Annotated in this window: 14 protein-coding genes; 7 read left to right on the top strand and 7 right to left on the bottom strand. The window is 59.4% G+C overall.

The features are described from left to right. Positions 1 to 31: 31 nt before the first annotated feature. Positions 32 to 2869, bottom strand: coding sequence for an excinuclease ABC subunit UvrA (gene uvrA, locus HMPREF2896_RS09180; RefSeq protein ID WP_070719253.1), 2838 nt, complete (start codon positions 2867 to 2869; stop codon positions 32 to 34). 76 nt (positions 2870 to 2945) lie between these two features. Here uvrA and HMPREF2896_RS09175 point away from each other — a divergent pair, with 76 nt between their 5' ends. From HMPREF2896_RS09175 to HMPREF2896_RS09160, 4 genes are all read left to right on the top strand, one after another. Beyond that, a complete protein-coding gene (locus HMPREF2896_RS09175) occupies positions 2946 to 3548 on the top strand; it encodes an MBL fold metallo-hydrolase (RefSeq protein WP_070644842.1) in 603 nt (200 codons plus the stop codon). A gap of 95 nt (positions 3549 to 3643) precedes the next feature. Further along, on the top strand, positions 3644 to 4567 hold the full coding sequence (locus HMPREF2896_RS09170) for a DoxX family protein (protein ID WP_070719289.1): 924 nt from the start codon (positions 3644 to 3646) through the stop codon (positions 4565 to 4567). A gap of 180 nt (positions 4568 to 4747) precedes the next feature. Then, on the top strand, positions 4748 to 6988 hold the full coding sequence (locus tag HMPREF2896_RS09165) for a HelD family protein (RefSeq protein WP_070719251.1): 2241 nt from the start codon (positions 4748 to 4750) through the stop codon (positions 6986 to 6988). 10 nt (positions 6989 to 6998) lie between these two features. Next, positions 6999 to 8012 (top strand): App1 family protein, encoded by a 1014-nt coding sequence (locus tag HMPREF2896_RS09160; RefSeq protein ID WP_070711267.1) that lies wholly within the window; start codon positions 6999 to 7001, stop codon positions 8010 to 8012. 85 nt (positions 8013 to 8097) lie between these two features. Here HMPREF2896_RS09160 and HMPREF2896_RS09155 read toward each other — a convergent pair whose 3' ends face one another. The 4 genes from HMPREF2896_RS09155 to HMPREF2896_RS09140 form a co-directional block, all read right to left on the bottom strand. Beyond that, on the bottom strand, positions 8098 to 8538 hold the full coding sequence (locus tag HMPREF2896_RS09155) for a universal stress protein (protein ID WP_070446890.1): 441 nt from the start codon (positions 8536 to 8538) through the stop codon (positions 8098 to 8100). Positions 8539 to 8677: 139 nt separating this feature from the next. Further along, positions 8678 to 9124 carry a universal stress protein gene (locus tag HMPREF2896_RS09150; protein ID WP_070644846.1) on the bottom strand — a complete coding sequence of 149 codons (447 nt, stop codon included), beginning with the start codon at positions 9122 to 9124 and terminating at the stop codon, positions 8678 to 8680. A 110-nt stretch (positions 9125 to 9234) separates the two neighbouring features. After that, on the bottom strand, positions 9235 to 11328 hold the full coding sequence (gene uvrB, locus HMPREF2896_RS09145) for an excinuclease ABC subunit UvrB (RefSeq protein ID WP_070446886.1): 2094 nt from the start codon (positions 11326 to 11328) through the stop codon (positions 9235 to 9237). A 97-nt stretch (positions 11329 to 11425) separates the two neighbouring features. Continuing rightward, entirely contained in the window at positions 11426 to 11788 is a 363-nt protein-coding gene (locus HMPREF2896_RS09140) for a DUF4259 domain-containing protein (RefSeq protein ID WP_210388763.1), read from the bottom strand. A gap of 104 nt (positions 11789 to 11892) precedes the next feature. Between HMPREF2896_RS09140 and HMPREF2896_RS09135 the strand changes: the two genes are divergently transcribed. Further along, a complete protein-coding gene (locus HMPREF2896_RS09135; RefSeq protein WP_070644849.1) occupies positions 11893 to 13257 on the top strand; it encodes a DUF4185 domain-containing protein in 1365 nt (454 codons plus the stop codon). Positions 13258 to 13271: 14 nt separating this feature from the next. Here the strand turns inward: HMPREF2896_RS09135 and coaE are convergent, their stop codons facing one another. After that, entirely contained in the window at positions 13272 to 13874 is a 603-nt protein-coding gene (gene coaE, locus HMPREF2896_RS09130; protein ID WP_070644851.1) for a dephospho-CoA kinase, read from the bottom strand. A 113-nt stretch (positions 13875 to 13987) separates the two neighbouring features. Then, entirely contained in the window at positions 13988 to 15448 is a 1461-nt protein-coding gene (rpsA, locus tag HMPREF2896_RS09125) for a 30S ribosomal protein S1 (protein ID WP_070719246.1), read from the bottom strand. A gap of 241 nt (positions 15449 to 15689) precedes the next feature. On the opposite strand from rpsA, the gene HMPREF2896_RS09120 reads away from it, so the two are divergent. After that, positions 15690 to 16430, top strand: coding sequence for a class I SAM-dependent DNA methyltransferase (locus HMPREF2896_RS09120; RefSeq protein ID WP_070719243.1), 741 nt, complete (start codon positions 15690 to 15692; stop codon positions 16428 to 16430). A gap of 60 nt (positions 16431 to 16490) precedes the next feature. Continuing rightward, positions 16491 to 16961, top strand: a complete 471-nt coding sequence (locus HMPREF2896_RS09115; RefSeq protein ID WP_070719241.1) for an RDD family protein — start codon at positions 16491 to 16493, stop codon at positions 16959 to 16961. The last annotated feature ends 1 nt before the right edge of the window (position 16962 follow it).

Below are 16962 nucleotides of genomic sequence, written 5' to 3'. Positions count from 1 at the left end.
GCAGCCCTGGGGGTGTTCTTCTGCCTCACCATCACACCATCTCCTTGAGGAAACCTCCCGTATAGGAGCCTTCTACCTGCGCCACGTCCTCCGGCGTGCCTTGGGCCACGACAGTTCCGCCACCGGAACCGCCTTCTGGCCCCATATCCACGATCCAGTCGGCGGCCTTGATGACGTCTAGGTTGTGCTCAATGATGATGACCGAATTGCCCTTGTCCACCAGCCCCTGGATGACGAGCATAAGTTTGCGGATGTCCTCAAAATGCAAACCAGTCGTCGGCTCATCCAAGATGTAGACCGTGCGTCCATTCGTGCGCTTCTGAAGCTCGGATGCCAGCTTTACGCGCTGTGCCTCACCACCAGAAAGCGTCGTGGCGGCCTGACCCAAGCGGACATATCCCAGGCCTACCTCCACCAAGGTGTTGAGGTAGCGATGAATTGAGGTGATGGGTTCGAAGAACTCGGCTGCCTCCGAAATCGGCATATCGAGAACCTCTGCGATGTTCTTACCTTTATAAAGGACCTCCAGCGTTTCGCGGTTATAGCGGGCACCATCACAGACCTCGCACGGCACGTAAACATCGGGCAGGAAGTTCATTTCAATCTTGATGGTGCCGTCGCCTTGGCAGGCCTCACAGCGTCCACCCTTAACGTTGAAGGAGAACCGCCCCGGCTTGTAGCCGCGGACCTTCGCCTCCTGGGTTTCCGCGAAAAGATTACGAATCTTGTCGAAGACGCCTGTGTAGGTTGCCGGATTCGAGCGCGGGGTGCGGCCGATGGGGCTCTGGTCCACCTGCACCAGCTTGTCTAGGTGTTCCACGCCCTCCACGCGTGTGGCACGACCGGGCACTTGGCGGGCACGGTTGAGCTTGTTGGCCAAGGTCTTGGCCAGGATTTGGTTGACCACTGTGGACTTTCCTGAGCCAGACACACCAGTGACGCAGACGAGGACGCCCAGTGGAATCTCGACGTCAATACCCTTGAGGTTATTCTCGCGCGCGCCGACGACCTTGAGCATGCGCTCGGGGTCAATCTCACGGCGTGTATCCGGGACCGCAAGCTTCTTCTTTCCTGACAGATACTGCCCCGTCAGGGACTCCTCCACGGATTCGATACCGGCGGGTTCTCCCTGATAGACCACAGTTCCGCCAAATTCGCCGGCGCGAGGCCCAACGTCGACAAGCCAGTCCGCTTCCCGGATGGTGTCTTCATCATGTTCCACCACAATCAAGGTGTTTCCGATATCGCGCAGGCGCTTCAACGTGGCGATAAGGCGCTGATTATCGCGCTGGTGCAGGCCAATCGAGGGCTCATCCAGCACGTAGAGGACTCCCGCCAGACCAGAACCAATCTGGGTGGCGAGTCGAATGCGCTGTGCTTCACCGCCGGACAACGTGGAGGCGCCGCGGTCAAGGGTCAGGTAGTTCAGGCCGACGTCGAGAAGAAAGCGCAGGCGAGCCTGGATTTCTTTGAGCACGGCACCGGCGATGATCTCCTCGCGGTGGCCCAACACGAGCGAGTCGAGGAACTCCGCCGCCTCCTCGATGGACAGCGCCGTCAAGCCAGCGATGGACTGCTCGCCATGTGCGGTGGAGGCTAAGCGCACCGCCAAGATTTCCGGCTTCAGGCGGGTACCGCCACAAGCGTTACAAGGCACGCGGCGGGTGTACTGAAGCAGACGGTCCTTCTGGGATTCGGAATCCGTCTGATCGAGCTTGCGTTCCAAGAAGCCGATGGCACCCTCGAACGGCGCGGTCCAGTTGCGCTGGCGGCCATAGCGGTTCTTATAGCGCACGCTGACTTCCACATCCGTGCCATAAATCAGCGCGTGGCGCTGCTCCTTGCTCAGCTCGGACACCGGGGTGCGCGGATCAAAGTCCAGGGCTTTCGCTAGCCCTTCAACCAGTTTGACAAAATATCGCGCATTGGGGCTCGACGTCCACGGTTGGATGGCTTCGACAGCCGGGGCATCCGGATCCGGGATCAACAAATCCACATCCACTTCAAGGCGCGTGCCCAAGCCATCGCACACCGGGCAGGAACCGAAAGGCGCGTTGAACGAGAACGCGCGAGGCTCGTATTCCTCAATGGTCAGCGTGTGGCCGTTGGGGCAGGCTGCTTTCTCCGAGTAGGTGTGCGTGAGCTCTTCGCGGTCTACGAAATCCAGGGTGACTAGGCCGTCTGCCAAGCGCAGTGCTGTTTCCACCGAATCCGTCAGCCGCTGCTTTTGAGAAGCCTTCACCTGCAGGCGGTCCACGACGACATCGATGTCGTGCTTGATCTGCTTCTTCAGCTTGGGCGGGTCACTGAGCTGGTAAAGCTCACCATCCACCCGAACGCGGGAATAACCCTGCGCCGCGAGATCTGCGAAGAGGTCAACGAACTCGCCCTTACGTCGGCGCACCACAGGGGCAAGGACCTGGAACTTAAGCTTCTCCTCGTGACTTAAGACCTCATCCACGATCTGCTGCGGGGTTTGGCGCTCAATGACGGCATCGCACTCAGGACAGTGCGCTGTACCCGCGCGAGAAAAGAGCAAACGCAGGTAGTCATAAATTTCAGTGATGGTTCCGACGGTGGAACGCGGATTGTGGTTGGTGGATTTTTGGTCAATGGACACCGCCGGTGATAAGCCATCGATAAACTCGACGTCCGGCTTATCCATTTGGCCGAGGAACATGCGCGCATAAGAGCTTAAGGACTCCACGTAGCGCCGCTGGCCCTCGGCGAAGATGGTGTCAAAGGCGAGTGAGGACTTACCGGATCCTGATAGACCGGTAAACACCACCAGGTTATCGCGCGGAATGTCGATATCCACGCCCTTGAGGTTGTGCTCACGCGCACCTCGTACGACCAAACGATCAGCCACTAGTTGCTGCCTTCCTACACAAAAGAATGTGTGTTCAGAGAGTTCTCACTCAGAATGTACCCGTATGGTTGGACTTATGAACAACGCGCTTGAGCTTCACAAAATTTCCGTGTCCGAGATGGACAACAATTGCTACCTGTTGTGCGCCGGTGACGAGGCGCTGCTTATCGACGCCTCCGCTGACGCCCCTGCGCTGCTCTCCTTGGCCGCCGACCATGGGGTAAAGATCACTTCCGTTCTCACCACGCACCGTCATTGGGACCACGTGCGCGCGCTCAAAGAGGTTCTGGATAAAACCGGTGCCGTGCATTACTCCTCTTTCCTGGACTCCCCTGCCTTGCCGGCACCCGTCGACGTCGAGCTGGAGCACGGCGATACGCTCCCATTCGCCGGCTACGAACTACCCGTCATTATTCTGCGCGGACACACCCCCGGCGGTGCGGCCATTGCCGCAGAGATTGATGGGGTTACCAACCTTTTCGTTGGTGATTCACTCTTTCCTGGCGGAGTGGGCAAGACCACCTCGGAAGGTGACTTCGTGCGTCTGTACAAGGATGTCACGCAGCGTCTCTTTGATGTCTACCCGGACGAAGCGATCGTCCGCCCTGGGCACGGCGCACCCACCACGCTCGGCGCAGAGCGCCCGCACATGGACGAATGGTGGGAGCGGCGTTGGTAACAACTTATTAACTGCTGCACTGACAGCGGCACTTGCTTAACCCGCGTACTATGGTGTGACGAACGTCTTTAAAGATCTATTGAATGGAGCACGTTATGATTCGTAAATTTGCCCGTCCTATGCTGGCCTCCGTGTTTGTCTGGGATGGTGTGGATACGCTCCGCAACACCTCGGAGCACGTCGCGGACACCGAGTCCGCGCTCAAGCGCCTGCGCAAGGTGCTGCCCCGCGAATATGCAGGCTACATCCCAAATGACCCAGAGCTCGTTACCCGCGCACTCGGCGGTGCGAAGACCGCTGCAGGTACCACCTTGGCACTGGGCAAAGCCCCGCGCACCTCGGCTGCAGTGCTCGCGCTGACGCACGTCCCTAACCTGGTGGGCAACGCTTTCTGGACCGCCGATTCCAAGAAGGACAAGAAAGCACAGCGCAACAGCTTCATCACCAACACTGCCCTACTTGGTGCCTTGGCCATTGTTACGCAGGACACCGAAGGCAAGCCCTCCGTGCGTTGGCGTGCTGCCAAGGCCTCGGAGCGTGCCAACAAGAAGATCCAGCAGGCGCTGCCGGGTAAGTCCGAGCAGCAGAAGTTCGCAGAAGACTTCTCCAACCGCGCCAACGAGATTTCTTCTGATGTGACCAATAAGGCTAATGACTGGTTCGAAACCGCCAAGGACTACGTCGAGGACAACCGTGATGATTGGGAGTCCGCTGGCCGGGACTTCATCGACTCCGCGCGCTCCTTCGTCGAGGACAAGGCTGAGACCGCTCGTGAGTTCTTTGAGGAGAACAAAGATGATTGGCTTGACGCTGCACGTGACAACACCGAAACCGCCCGCAAGGGTCTGGTAAAGGCAGCCGGCAAGGCACAGGACCGCGCTGACGAGGCCCTAGCCAAGGCAGATTCGCTCGACGGAAAGCGCGCCCAGAAGAAGGCTCGCAAGCGCGCTGAGAAGCTCCAGAAGCAAGCCTCCAAGAAGCTGGATAAAGCTTTCAAGAAGTTTGGTGACCGCTTCTAAGCTCTCCTTCCTACGCTGCGGAAAGCCCCGCAACGCACCGCGATGATCACCGCGGTGGAGACAACAACGGCTCAGCTAGTATGCTGGGCCGTTGTTCTTTTTCCTGTCCACTCTTCCTTTATCTCCCTTCTTACTTCCCGTCTGTTCACGAGAAGCCTTCATACGCACCCAAGGAGCCTTGTGTCTGAATCTTCACCTGCGACTCACACCGGGAAAACCAGCGCCCACGCGAGCGAGCAGAGCGCCGAAATAGCTAGCGAACAAGCCTATGTCGACGGTCTCTTTGAGCGTCTGGACAACGAGGTCCACGCGGCCAATGTACGCCTCAACGAGGTGCAAGCAGCCGTCGACCCTCATACCCCAGATGCTGATGCTCTCGTGCGCCGCGAAACCGAGTACCACGGCCTACAAGCCAAGCTGGATCGACTTAACGTCGCCCAACTCGGTTTAGTTTTTGGGCGCATCGACATTGATGCACCTGGCGATAACCCCACCCCGGAGGGACTAGACCGCCGCTATATCGGCCGCATGGGGCTCGATGCCCGGGAGGAGGACTACCGCACGCTTCTTTTGGATTGGCGTGCCCCGATGGCGCGGCCCTTCTACCTGGCAACCACTGCGCACCCTGAAGGGGTTCACGTCCGCCGGCATATCAGGACTACCGGTCGCACTGTCACCGGTATTAGCGACGAGATCCTCGAAGGAGACAACACTGCAGAAAGCAGCGATGTCGCTAGTGAATCCGCCCTCCACCACGTCATGCAGCGTGCCCGCACTGGCCATATGCCCTCCATCGTGGAGACCATTCAGCGCGAACAGGATGAGATCATCCGTGACAGCACGCGCGGCGTCATGGTGGTCGAAGGCGGACCAGGAACCGGCAAGACGGCGGTGGCGCTGCACCGTGTGGCTTACTTGCTCTACACCTACCGCGAACAATTAGCCGCCACGGGCGTGCTCATCGTGGGCCCCAATTCCACCTTCCTGGAATACATTTCCCGAGTACTCCCGGAACTTGGTGAGACCGGCGTTGTACTCTCCACCATTTCTTCTCTCTTCCCCAGCATCGAGGCTACACACTCTGAATCCTTGCTCGCCCGCGAAATCAAGGGTTCCGAGGCCATGGTGGAGATTCTCGGCAACGCGGTGAAGGACTACCAGCGTTTACCCGAGCAGCTGCGCACGCTGGAGATCGATCGGCTCGAGCTCACCGTGGACCCCCAGATGGTCAAGGCAGCACGAACCCGCGCACGGCGCTCGCGCAAGCCGCACAACGATGCTCAAGCGGCGTTTGCGGAACACCTCATTGAATCGCTGGCCCAACAGATGGCCGAACGCATCGGTTCTGATCCGCTGGGAGGCGCCAACCTGCTCTCCCGCGCAGATGTGGACCAGCTCCACGATGATCTTGCTGAAGAACCGCAGGTCCTGGAGCTCATCGACGAGTTCTGGCCCCATCTGGCGCCTACAGATGCGCTCGCCGAGCTCCTGAGCAGCACCGAACGCATCGATTCAGCGGCCAGCGCCTACGATGAGGAAACCCGGGGTGCCCTCTACCGCGAGGATGGCCGGGCTTGGGCGGCGTCCGACGCTGCGCTTCTCGACGAGCTCGCTGTCCTCATCGGCATGCCAGACCCAGAAGCGGAACGCGCTGCAGAGGAGAAGGAATGGCGTGAGCAGGTCGCCGAGGCAGAAGATGCCCTCGACATTCTGAGCTCATCTGATTCCACCGACAACGATGATGACATGTTCGAAGCGGAGATTCTCTCTGCCCACGACGTCATCGATGCCGAGCACCTCGCTCGGCGCCACGAAGTTCGGGATTCCCGCACCACCGCTCAACGTGCCCGCGAGGACTACACGTGGGCTTACGGGCACGTCATCGTCGACGAGGCACAGGAGTTGACCCCAATGGAGTGGCGTATGATTTTCCGGCGCAGCCCTTCCCGGTGGATGACGCTCGTCGGCGATACCTCCCAGACTGGAGCTCCCGCCGGCGTTGATGATTGGGGCGAGACTCTCGAGCCTTTCGTCGGCCAGCGCTTCCGATTGCACGGTCTGAGTGTCAACTACCGAACCCCGCGCCCGATCACTGAGCTGGCCAACCAGCTCCTTCAATCCATCAACCCCGAGGCGACGCCAGGCATCGCGGTGCGCGACGGTGTGGACGTTATCTGGCAGGACGGTGAGAGCGACCTTCAGCCCGCAACCTTCCAGGACGCTGACGGGCGCCTGCGCGCTGTGATCACCGCAGCCAACGTTGAGCAGATCAAAGGACTGGAGTTTGACCACGTCACCGTAGTCAATCCGGATGACATCGTGGAAGCGTCCCCGCAGGGTCTGCACAACCTCTACGTGGCGCTGACGCGTGCGATGCAGTCCCTCACCATCGCCGGCCGCTACGCGGAGGTTTTCCGTTAATCTGGTGCGCATGGCACTTTCCGATATCGCCCGCAAAGTCGAATCCACCGCAAATGCTTACTCGCTCAAGCGCTCAGCACGCAAAGGCTGGCGCCCCAGTGTTACTGGCTATGCCGGCTACGGCAACGAGGAATTCGTCCACGTGCTGGGGCGGGTCCTCATGCATGACCCTGCCGCCGAAGAGCGCGATACGTGGGCTCAACGCGGATACCGCCAGTTCTTCACCATTCAGGTCACGCACCACGAGGTTGAAGTTACGGTTGGCGGGAAAACGGTAGCGGGCACCACGAACGACAACGGCTATGTCGACGTGCTAGTCCATGACCACGGGCTCGAACCCGGTTGGCACGAGGTCACCATCCGGGCCAAGGGCGCCGAGGAAGCCAGCGCGGAGGTCCTCATCGTGGATAAGGACACGACCTTCGGTGTGGTCAGCGATATCGATGACACCATCATGGTCACGTGGCTGCCACGCGCGATGATTGCGGCGTGGAATTCTTGGGTCAAGCGCACTAATACGCGCAAACCAGTAGAAGGCATGGCCAGCTTCTACCGAGAGATCTACCAGCAGCACCCAGAGGCACCCTTCATTTACCTCTCCACCGGTGCGTGGAACACCTATGACACGTTGGTGAACTTCATGGCGGACAACGGATTCCCCCGCGGCCCGCTACTCCTGACGGATTGGGGGCCTACACCTACCGGCCTCTTCCGCAATGGCCTGGAGCACAAGCGCGTCCAATTGCGAAACCTGTTCATCGCTTTCCGCAAACTGCGCTGGCTGCTCATCGGTGATGATGGCCAGCACGATCCCTTGACCTATGCGGACGCGGCAGCGGAGCATCCTAACCATGTGGCAGCAGTTGCGATACGCAATCTCACACCGCAGGAGCAGCTGCTGTCCCACGGCTCGCTCGCTCCCTTGGTGAAGGTCAACGAGCAGTCTTCTTTCGATATCCCGCTCATTCAAGGCACCGACGGTAACGCCCTTGCCCGTGCCTACCGCACTCTTCCTTCCAGCTAGGAAGATAAGAAAAGGCGCGCAGCGGCCCAGGTAACCCTTTCTTTGAAGGTCTCTGGGCGCTGCGCGCCGTGCACGCAATAAAGCGTTAGTTGACGGTGTGGACAATCATGACATCGCAATCAGACTGACGTGCGACGTCCGCCGGTACCGAACCAAGCAGGCGGCCGGTCAGGGAGTTGATTCCACGGTTACCCACGATGAGCAGGTCTGCCTTGTTGTCGTTGACAATGGACATCAGGGCCTGAACCGGGGTGCCCGGGCGCACAGCGGTCTCCACCTTCGCCACGCCGAACTTCTCTGCGTGCTCCTTGCCAGAGGCGAGGTTGGCCTGGGCCTTCTCATCACCGAGAATCGTCACGGAATCCTGGCGCAAAGTCTTGGAAGCCTGCTCCTGGTTCTCGTAGTAGGCGCAACCGATGATGAGGGTGGCATCGAAGGCTGCGGCGATCTTGGCGGCGCGCTCCACAGCAAGCAGGGAGGACTTGGAACCGTCGGTGCCGACCACGATCTTGTTGTAATCGCTCATGATGACCTTTCTTCGCTGGCCTCAACCATGAGGCCACCGCTTGACAAAATTTTAAAGCTTTTGCGCACCCGCTAGTCTAACAACGCTGGCGCGTTTACGTCGATCAGCGCGCACGAGGCTCAGCGCGCCATGTTCTGCCCTAGTCAGTGGTGTTGACCACGACGACGTCAGCGTGGGCTTTACGAGTGAGCTCCGTCGCCACGGAGCCGAACACGCGACCACGCACCGAATGAATTCCCTTGTTACCCACAACGAACATATCAACGTCATGGTCCCTGCCGACCTCGAGGAGCGAATTCACCGGGTCACCGGACTTAGCGATGATCTCAATCCGCTCCGCCCCCTCGCCGTGCGCAATCTCCGCGGCATTGTTGAGGAAGCTTTCCGACATCTCTTCGCTCACAACCGGTACTCGGGCATCCTCTGAGTTCGGGGCGCCGAGCATCGAACCCGAGTGGTTGTAGAAAGCAGACACGATAATCAGCGTCGCGTCATAAGCGCGTGCCATGGACGCGGCAGAACGAACAGCGCGCATGGACGTCTGAGAACCATCGGTTCCGACAGCGATAACGTTGTAGCTCAGCATAATTCTCCTTATAAGTAGCGATTAATCCTTAACAGTATGACACGGTCTGCTATGCCGAGACGGATTTTACCCGCACATTGAGTTGGCAAATTTCAGGACTAGGCGCGTCGTCAAATGCCGGCCTCCTTGAGACCGCGTTGCTCCTTTTTCAGATCAGCGATCTCATCGCGTAAGCGCCCCGCCAACTCGAATTTGAGCTCCCGGGCTGCCTCGCGCATTTGGGTCGTTAGGTCGTCGATAAGCGCCTGCACCTCGTCGGCAGCCATGGAGGACACATCCGGCTTGTCGACGATGGCCGTGGGATCCGCGTCCTGCCCCTGCTCATCGGCGTTCTCATAAACCTGGTCCAAGATATCGGCGATCTTTTTGCGTAGCGGCTGCGGGTCGATGCCGTGCTCCTTGTTATAGGCAATCTGCTTCTCACGGCGGCGCTCAGTCTCCTCGATGGCTTCCTGCATTGAGTCCGTAATCTTATCGGCGTACATGATGACCTCACCGGACACATTTCGGGCGGCGCGGCCAATAGTCTGAATAAGCGAGGTGGTGGAGCGCAGAAAACCTTCCTTATCGGCATCCAAGATGGCGACAAGTGAAACTTCAGGAAGGTCGAGGCCCTCACGCAGCAGGTTGATGCCCACGAGGACATCGAATTCCCCCAAGCGCAATTGGCGCAGCAGCTCCACGCGCTGAAGCGTGTCAATATCCGAGTGGAGGTAGCGCACCTTGATACCGTGTTCCAGCAAATAGTCCGTGAGGTCCTCTGCCATGCGTTTGGTCAACGTCGTGACCAGGACGCGCTCCTGCTTCGCGGTGCGGGCGCGGACCTCATCGATGAGATCATCAATCTGGCCCTTGGTGGGCTTGACCGTCACCTTGGGATCTACGAGGCCGGTGGGGCGAATGACCTGTTCCACGAACTCGCCGCCGGAAGCCGTCATTTCGAAATCACCGGGCGTCGCCGACATGTACACCGCTTGTCCCACACGTTCTTCGAACTCATCGAAAGTGAGCGGACGGTTGTCTACGGCAGAAGGCAAACGGAAGCCAAACTCCACGAGGTTGCGCTTGCGGGCCATATCGCCCTCAAACATGCCGCCGATCTGCGGGACGGTCACGTGAGACTCATCGATGATGGTGAGGAAGTCCTCTGGGAAATAGTCCAGGAGTGTCGCCGGCGCGGAGCCGGCGGGACGTCCATCAACGTGGCGCGAATAGTTCTCAATGCCGGAGCAAAAGCCCACCTGCTCGATCATCTCAAGGTCGTATTCGGTACGCATGCGCAGGCGCTGCGCTTCGAGCAACTTGCCGCGGTTCTCCAGCTCCGCGAGGCGCTCCGCGAGCTCCTCCTTGATGTCCTCGATGGCACGGGCCATGCGCTCTGGCCCAGCTACATAGTGCGTTGCGGGGAAGATTCTTACCTCGTCGACCCGCTCCAGCACGTCGCCCGTCAAGGGGTGGATGTAGTAGAGCTCGTCCACGTCATCGCCGAAGAACTCGATGCGCACCGCGCGCTCTTCATAGGCAGGGATAATATCCACGGTATCGCCCTTGACGCGGAAGGTTCCGCGCGTAAAGCCCACGTCATTGCGCTCATACTGAATATCCACGAGCAAGCGGAGGAAGCGATCGCGGTCGATCTCCTCCCCTTCCTCTAGCACAACAGAGCGATCAAGATAGGACTGCGGCGTGCCCAGACCGTAGATACACGACACAGAAGAAACCACAACCACATCACGGCGAGAAAGAAGAGCTGACGTGGCGGAGTGGCGGAGGCGCTCCACGTCCTCATTGATAGAGGAGTCCTTCTCAATGTAGGTATCCGTCTGCGCGATATAGGCTTCCGGTTGGTAGTAGTCGTAATAGGAGACGAAGTACTCCACCGCGTTGTGCGGGAGAAGCTGGCGCAGCTCATTTGCCAGCTGCGCCGCCAGCGTTTTATTCGGCGCCATCACAAGTGTTGGGCGCTGCTGCTTTTCGATGAGCCAGGCGGCTGTCGCGGATTTACCGGTACCCGTGGCACCCATGAGTACCACGTCGCGCTCGCCGCGACTGAGCCGCTCATCCAGTTCCGCGATGGCGGCGGGCTGGTCGCCAGCGGGCTGGAATTCGGACTCAACACGGAACTCGGCTGAGCGCCGCTCGATTTCGCCAACAGGGCGATGTTCGGAGACGGGCAGGATGGGGTGTTCAGCAGCAAAAGCCATGCTGACCAGTCTAACGCGCACACCACGAAACCTGCTAGGGCCCACTGGCTAGGCAACCTGTCTCACCTGTGTCTGTGAAGGGAGGCCTCACTGCATTTTAGGGCAACGCCGCGCGCGTCCTGCGCAACCACAGTTCAAGCTCACCCGTGGTTTCCCACAACGCATAAATCGGGGAACTGTTGGGCTCCATCGCTGTATTGATTTTCTTGCGCAACCAGGACCGGGTCTGTGGTGTGCGCAAAGCTTTAACGTCATCCGCGCTAATTCCAGCGGGGAGCCTATCTTCAGGCGTGGTGGCCAATGCCCCCAAGGCAATGATTACCTCGGCATCATCGACGTCGATGGGAGAATCCACGCAGCTTTTCTTAAACGTATCAAGATCGAAGGAGCCATCACGGATTGCCGCGAGCACTTCGCACGCGGCGTGATTATCAAAAGGCCCAACATCCCACGTCCCCATGGAGGTGCAGATTAAGCAGGGAATGTGAACGGAATGCGAGCACAAGGTAAATTTTAGCCGCCATATCCTTTAAAAGTTGGCGCTCTCCTTTAGAATCTGCTGACATGAAGCTTCGTTCTCTTACCAGCGCGTTGACCATTGCCGGACTAGTGCCTGTCGCTATCGTGACCCACTCCCCTGCGGCCCATGCGTCACCGTGTACGGCCTACTCGAGGTCCGGCAGCTTCACGTCGAAACCCGAGACTTCCGGCTCTTCGCTCGGTGGGCTCGACGTCCTACTCGGCAGCTCTTCCCGGTCCAGCAGTTCGGGCAATACTGAGGCACCACAGCGCAGCAACTATAACCAGCGCCAGATCAGCGGCGGGCCAACCCAAATCATGCAGCTCATCACTGGTTCCGGTTCTCCAAACCGCACCGACCGGAAGTTTGATATTTCCGGAACTGACCTCGGCATCGCCTACTCGGATGGCGCGGGCAAATCCTACTATGTCTTCGGCGATTCCATGGATTGCTCAAGCGAGGGCGACGGGTGGCGTTCCAACCTCCTTTTGCGCACGAGCGACCACGACTATGGTGACGGCCTGCGCCTGGAGGAAGCACTAACGAACTCTGGATGGTCGGCTCAAGGCCGGGCTAAGGAGTTCATCCCTTCCCAGAAGGTGGGAGATAAAGACACCAACGGCGAGCGCACCACTATCCCCACGGCCGGCATAGTGGTCGACGGCGTGCACTACATCGACTACATGTCGGTGCGCTCCTGGCACGATCCGAAGACCGGCTGGTCCACCAACTTTGGCGCGACCGTGAAGTCGACTGATGGCGGAGTCACGTGGCGCGCAGTGCCAGAGGCCACCCGAACCAACACTAGCCACGGTGCGAACGCGCCGATTCCCGGCGGCGCCAACTACCGCAAAGGGTTTGAAAAACTTCAACAATCAGCCTTCATCGAGCACGACGAGTACATTTACCGCTTCACCACCGGCAACGGCCGCCGCGGCCCAGCATATTTGTCCCGTGCGTTGAAGTCGGAGTTTCCTAACGAGGAAGCCTTCAGCTACTACTCTGACGGCTCCTGGGTGAAGAATCCGGCGCGCGCCACCGAGGTACTCGACGGCAAGGTATCCGAACTCTCTGTGGCTTACAACCACTACTTGGGCAAATACATCACTATGTACGGGGTGGAGGGCGAAGGCATCGTTATGCGCACGGCCGATAGCCCAGAAGGCCCATGGTCGCCGCGCCGCATGCTGGTGAGTGAAAAGACCACCAAGGTCGTCAGCGGCCAGCCGCTCAATGACACCTATGCTCCCTTCGTTCTGCCGAACCAGGACGATCAGCACCTCTATTACACTCTGACGTCCTGGCATGACTACAACACCATGCTCATGCGCACAGACCTCGACTTCGTGGGCGAAGACATGGAAAACAACGACCACGTTGAAGTCTCTGACGTCGTAGCGACGCGTTAGTTAATTGCGCGTCCCTAGGCGAACCGGGAGCGGAGCTTGTCGACGACCCCGTCAACCTGCGCATCGAGCTTATCGCGAGCGCCGTTGTTATCAATAATGAAATCAGCAGCGGCGCGGCGCACATCGTCCGGGACCTGCGCGGCTATCCGGCGGCGCGCATCCCCCTCATCCAGCCCGCGATACTCCACGAGGCGGCGAACCCGCTCCTCCACATCGACGTCAACGACGATGGTGGCGTCCATATTTTTGTGTAGACCCTTGTCCACGAGGAGCGGCATGTCATACACCACGAAGTCGGCGCCAGCGCGGCGCGCGGAGTCGAAGCGGGCCTGGGTTTCCTCCTGAATACGCGGGTGCGTAATGGAGTTGAGGAGATCGGTCTTCTCCCGGCTGGCGAAAGCGCGGGAAGCCAGCAACCCACGATCGAGGCTTCCATCGGCTTGAAGGATATCCTCCCCGAAAGCGTCTGCTAACTCAGCGAGCGCCGGTTGCCCCGGTTCAACGATGTCCCGAGCTATCTGATCGGCATCAACTAGCTCCCATCCGTGGTGCAGGAGAAGCTGCGCCACTGTAGATTTTCCGCTGCCGATACCGCCGGTGAGTCCAATGAGCTTCATACCGGCTTAGGATACGCGAAAGGCCGCCCCTCCCACAGTGGGAGGGGCGGCCTTTCTCAAAAGCTAGACCATCTCGGGTTCATCGCTGAGTGCGAACCGAGAAAGATCCATTCTTAGTTGCCAGCGAGCTTGTCGCGCAGAGCAGCGAGCTGCTCGTCGGATGCGAGGGAGCCGCCAACCTCTGCCTGAGAATCGGATGCCGGAGCTGCATCCTGAGACTCGGAAGAGTAGTTGGAGTTGGCAGCGGACTCAGCGGCCTCAGCAGCTGCAGCACGGTTGCGCTCGATCTGAGCGGTGTGCAGGTTGAAGCGACGCTCGGACTCGGCGTAGCGAGCCTCCCAAGCCTGACGCTGCTCGTCGTAGCCCTCGAGCCACTCGTTGGTCTCTGGGTCGAAGCCCTCCGGGAACACGTAGTTGCCCTGCTCGTCGTAGGAGTCAGCCATGCCGTACTTGGACGGATCGAACTCGTCAGTGTAGTCCTCGTCGGCCTGCTTAACAGACAGGGAGATACGACGACGCTCGAGGTCGATGTCGATGACCTTGACCATGACTTCCTGGCCAACGTTGACAACCTGGTCCGGAACCTCCACGTGGCGCTGAGCCAGCTCGGAGATGTGGACGAGGCCCTCGATGCCCTCCTCGACGCGAACGAAGGCGCCGAACGGAACGAGCTTGGTGACCTTGCCCGGGACGATCTGGCCCACAGCGTGGGTGCGGGCGAAGACGCGCCACGGATCTTCCTGGGTTGCCTTCAGGGACAGGGACACGCGCTCGCGGTCCAGGTCGACGTCGAGAACCTCGACGGTGACCTCGTCGCCCACGGTGACAACCTCAGACGGGTGGTCGATGTGCTTCCAGGACAGCTCGGAAACGTGAACCAGGCCGTCGACACCGCCGAGATCGACGAAGGCGCCGAAGTTGACGATGGAGGAGACAACGCCCTTGCGGACCTGCCCCTTCTGCAGCTGGTGCAGGAACTCGGAGCGGACCTCGGACTGGGTCTGCTCGAGGTATGCGCGGCGGGACAGGACAACGTTGTTACGCTGCTTGTCCAGCTCGATGATCTTGGCCTCGAGCTCCTGGCCGATGTACGGCTCCAGGTCGCGAACGCGGCGCATCTCAACGAGGGAAGCCGGGAGGAAGCCACGGAGGCCGATGTCGAGGATGAGACCACCCTTGACAACCTCGATGACGGTACCGGTAACCGGCTCTTCCTTGGCGTGCAGCTCTTCGACGGTGCCCCAAGCGCGCTCGTACTGTGCGCGCTTCTTGGACAGGATCAGACGGCCTTCCTTGTCCTCCTTGGTGAGAACAAGTGCGTCGATCTCGTCGCCGACCTCGACAACCTCATCCGGGTTGACGTCGTGCTTGATAGAGAGCTCGCGGGACGGGATGACGCCCTCGGTCTTGTAACCGATGTCGAGCAGGACCTCGTCGTGGTCAACCTTGACCACGGTGCCCTCGACGATGTCACCATCGTTGAAGTACTTGATGGTGGCGTCGACGGCTGCGAGGAAGTCCTCTGCGGTTCCGATGTCGTTGATCGCAACCTGAGGGGTGTTAGAAGTTGGCATGTAGTTATGCTCCGAATAAACGTAGGAGATCGTAATTGGACAGTTACGCGTCTCTTGAAAAGCGTCATTAAGCAGCGCAAATGCGCAAGGCTTAAGATGGATTTCAATCCCGACTCGCAGCCGTGCCGAGCTCTCCTACAGTAGCCCAACGCGTCCCGAGTCATAGACACGCCCGTACAACCCTACATCCTCGCAGCTAAAACGGCAAATACAACACGGAAAAGAAATTGGAAAAGTGAGAATGTCTTCTGCAGCCTTTTCTGCTTCCTCAGCCAATCGCAATTTTTGGGATCGTGACGCCGATTCCTACCACGCGGAACACCCCGAATATCTATCCTCTTTCTACTGGTGTCCTGAGATGCTGCACGAGGCGGAAGCGCAGCTACTGGGCGATGTCTCCTCCGCTACCGTCCTCGAGCTCGGCTGCGGCTCCGCGCCTTGCACGCAGTGGCTGCAAGGACGCGCGCGCTTTGCCACGGGCTTCGATCTCTCGTCTGGAATGCTTTCCCATGCCGAGAGTGGCCTACCGCTCGTTCAGGCTGATGTCCTAGCACTTCCCTATCGTGACGGATCCTTCGACGTCGTCTTCTCCGCCTTTGGCGCCCTTCCCTTCGTGGCCAACCTTGACCAGGCACTGAACGAAGTCCACCGTGTTCTGCACCCTCATGGCCGCTTCGTCTTTTCTGTGCCACACCCCATGCGTTGGGTCTTCCCCGATGATCCACAGGACCTCACTGCGCAGCTGTCTTATTTTGAACGCGCCTACCTAGAGCAGGATGACAGCGGTGAGCTCAGCTATGCCGAGTTCCACCGCACGATGGGCGATTGGGTGCGAGCACTCCAAGTGCGCGGTGCATTTGAAATTCGCAACCTCATCGAACCCAAGTGGCCGGAGGAAAACACACTTACGTGGGGACAATGGTCGCCTGAGCGGGGAGCCATTTTCCCCGGCACCGCCATCTTCGTGTGCGAAGCACGGTAGGTCAGACACTGCTTCCCCTGGTATCGAATCAATCGGCTGCAGCGAACTAAGCTGACAGCCATGCTTCTAGAACGCCTCGGGATTTTCGCGCGCCGCGCAGTGGCCTGGTGGATTGATGCCTTTCTCGCCGCCGCCATCATCGTGGCACTCAAGTGGCTTATCAACCTCATCGCCGATGAAGTGCTGAGCGGTCGAGCAGGCGCTGTCTATGACATCGTTGCCCTCGCACTCGTCTTCTACGTCTACCGAGTGTGGGTAGAGGCCGCAAAGCAGACTTCCCTGGGTAAGTGGTCGCTAAAGCTAGAAGTCATTGCTGAGCATCCCGGAATCGGCAGCCCAGCCGTTCGCAACGGCTGGCTCCTTCTCACACTTCTCGCGTTGACAGGACTCCCCTTCGTGGAGGCAACCATCCTGGGCATCCTCGGCCTCAGCGTCCTGCTGCTGGGACAAACCCCATTCGACCTCCTTGCCGGATGTTTGGTCGAGCGCCGCACGCCCACCGAAGACGAGCGCGCGGTGGGCTTGACCTAAG

The organism is Corynebacterium sp. HMSC069E04 (assembly GCF_001813175.1).
GTDB lineage: Bacteria > Actinomycetota > Actinomycetes > Mycobacteriales > Mycobacteriaceae > Corynebacterium > Corynebacterium aurimucosum.
This window is presented reverse-complemented; position numbering and strand designations above follow the sequence as displayed.

Excerpts from the sequence above, each read along its gene's own strand:
- HMPREF2896_RS09175 (WP_070644842.1), top strand. The coding sequence starts at position 2,946 with ATGAACAACGCGCTTGAGCTTCACAAAATTTCCGTGTCCGAGATGGAC.
- HMPREF2896_RS09170 (WP_070719289.1), top strand. The coding sequence starts at position 3,644 with ATGATTCGTAAATTTGCCCGTCCTATGCTGGCCTCCGTGTTTGTCTGG.
- HMPREF2896_RS09160 (WP_070711267.1), top strand. The coding sequence starts at position 6,999 with ATGGCACTTTCCGATATCGCCCGCAAAGTCGAATCCACCGCAAATGCT.
- HMPREF2896_RS09155 (WP_070446890.1), bottom strand. The coding sequence starts at position 8,538 with ATGAGCGATTACAACAAGATCGTGGTCGGCACCGACGGTTCCAAGTCC.
- HMPREF2896_RS09150 (WP_070644846.1), bottom strand. The coding sequence starts at position 9,124 with ATGCTGAGCTACAACGTTATCGCTGTCGGAACCGATGGTTCTCAGACG.
- uvrB (WP_070446886.1), bottom strand. The coding sequence starts at position 11,328 with ATGGCTTTTGCTGCTGAACACCCCATCCTGCCCGTCTCCGAACATCGC.
- HMPREF2896_RS09140 (WP_210388763.1), bottom strand. The coding sequence starts at position 11,788 with ATGGGGACGTGGGATGTTGGGCCTTTTGATAATCACGCCGCGTGCGAA.
- HMPREF2896_RS09135 (WP_070644849.1), top strand. The coding sequence starts at position 11,893 with ATGAAGCTTCGTTCTCTTACCAGCGCGTTGACCATTGCCGGACTAGTG.
- coaE (WP_070644851.1), bottom strand. The coding sequence starts at position 13,874 with ATGAAGCTCATTGGACTCACCGGCGGTATCGGCAGCGGAAAATCTACA.
- rpsA (WP_070719246.1), bottom strand. The coding sequence starts at position 15,448 with ATGCCAACTTCTAACACCCCTCAGGTTGCGATCAACGACATCGGAACC.
- HMPREF2896_RS09120 (WP_070719243.1), top strand. The coding sequence starts at position 15,690 with ATGTCTTCTGCAGCCTTTTCTGCTTCCTCAGCCAATCGCAATTTTTGG.
- HMPREF2896_RS09115 (WP_070719241.1), top strand. The coding sequence starts at position 16,491 with ATGCTTCTAGAACGCCTCGGGATTTTCGCGCGCCGCGCAGTGGCCTGG.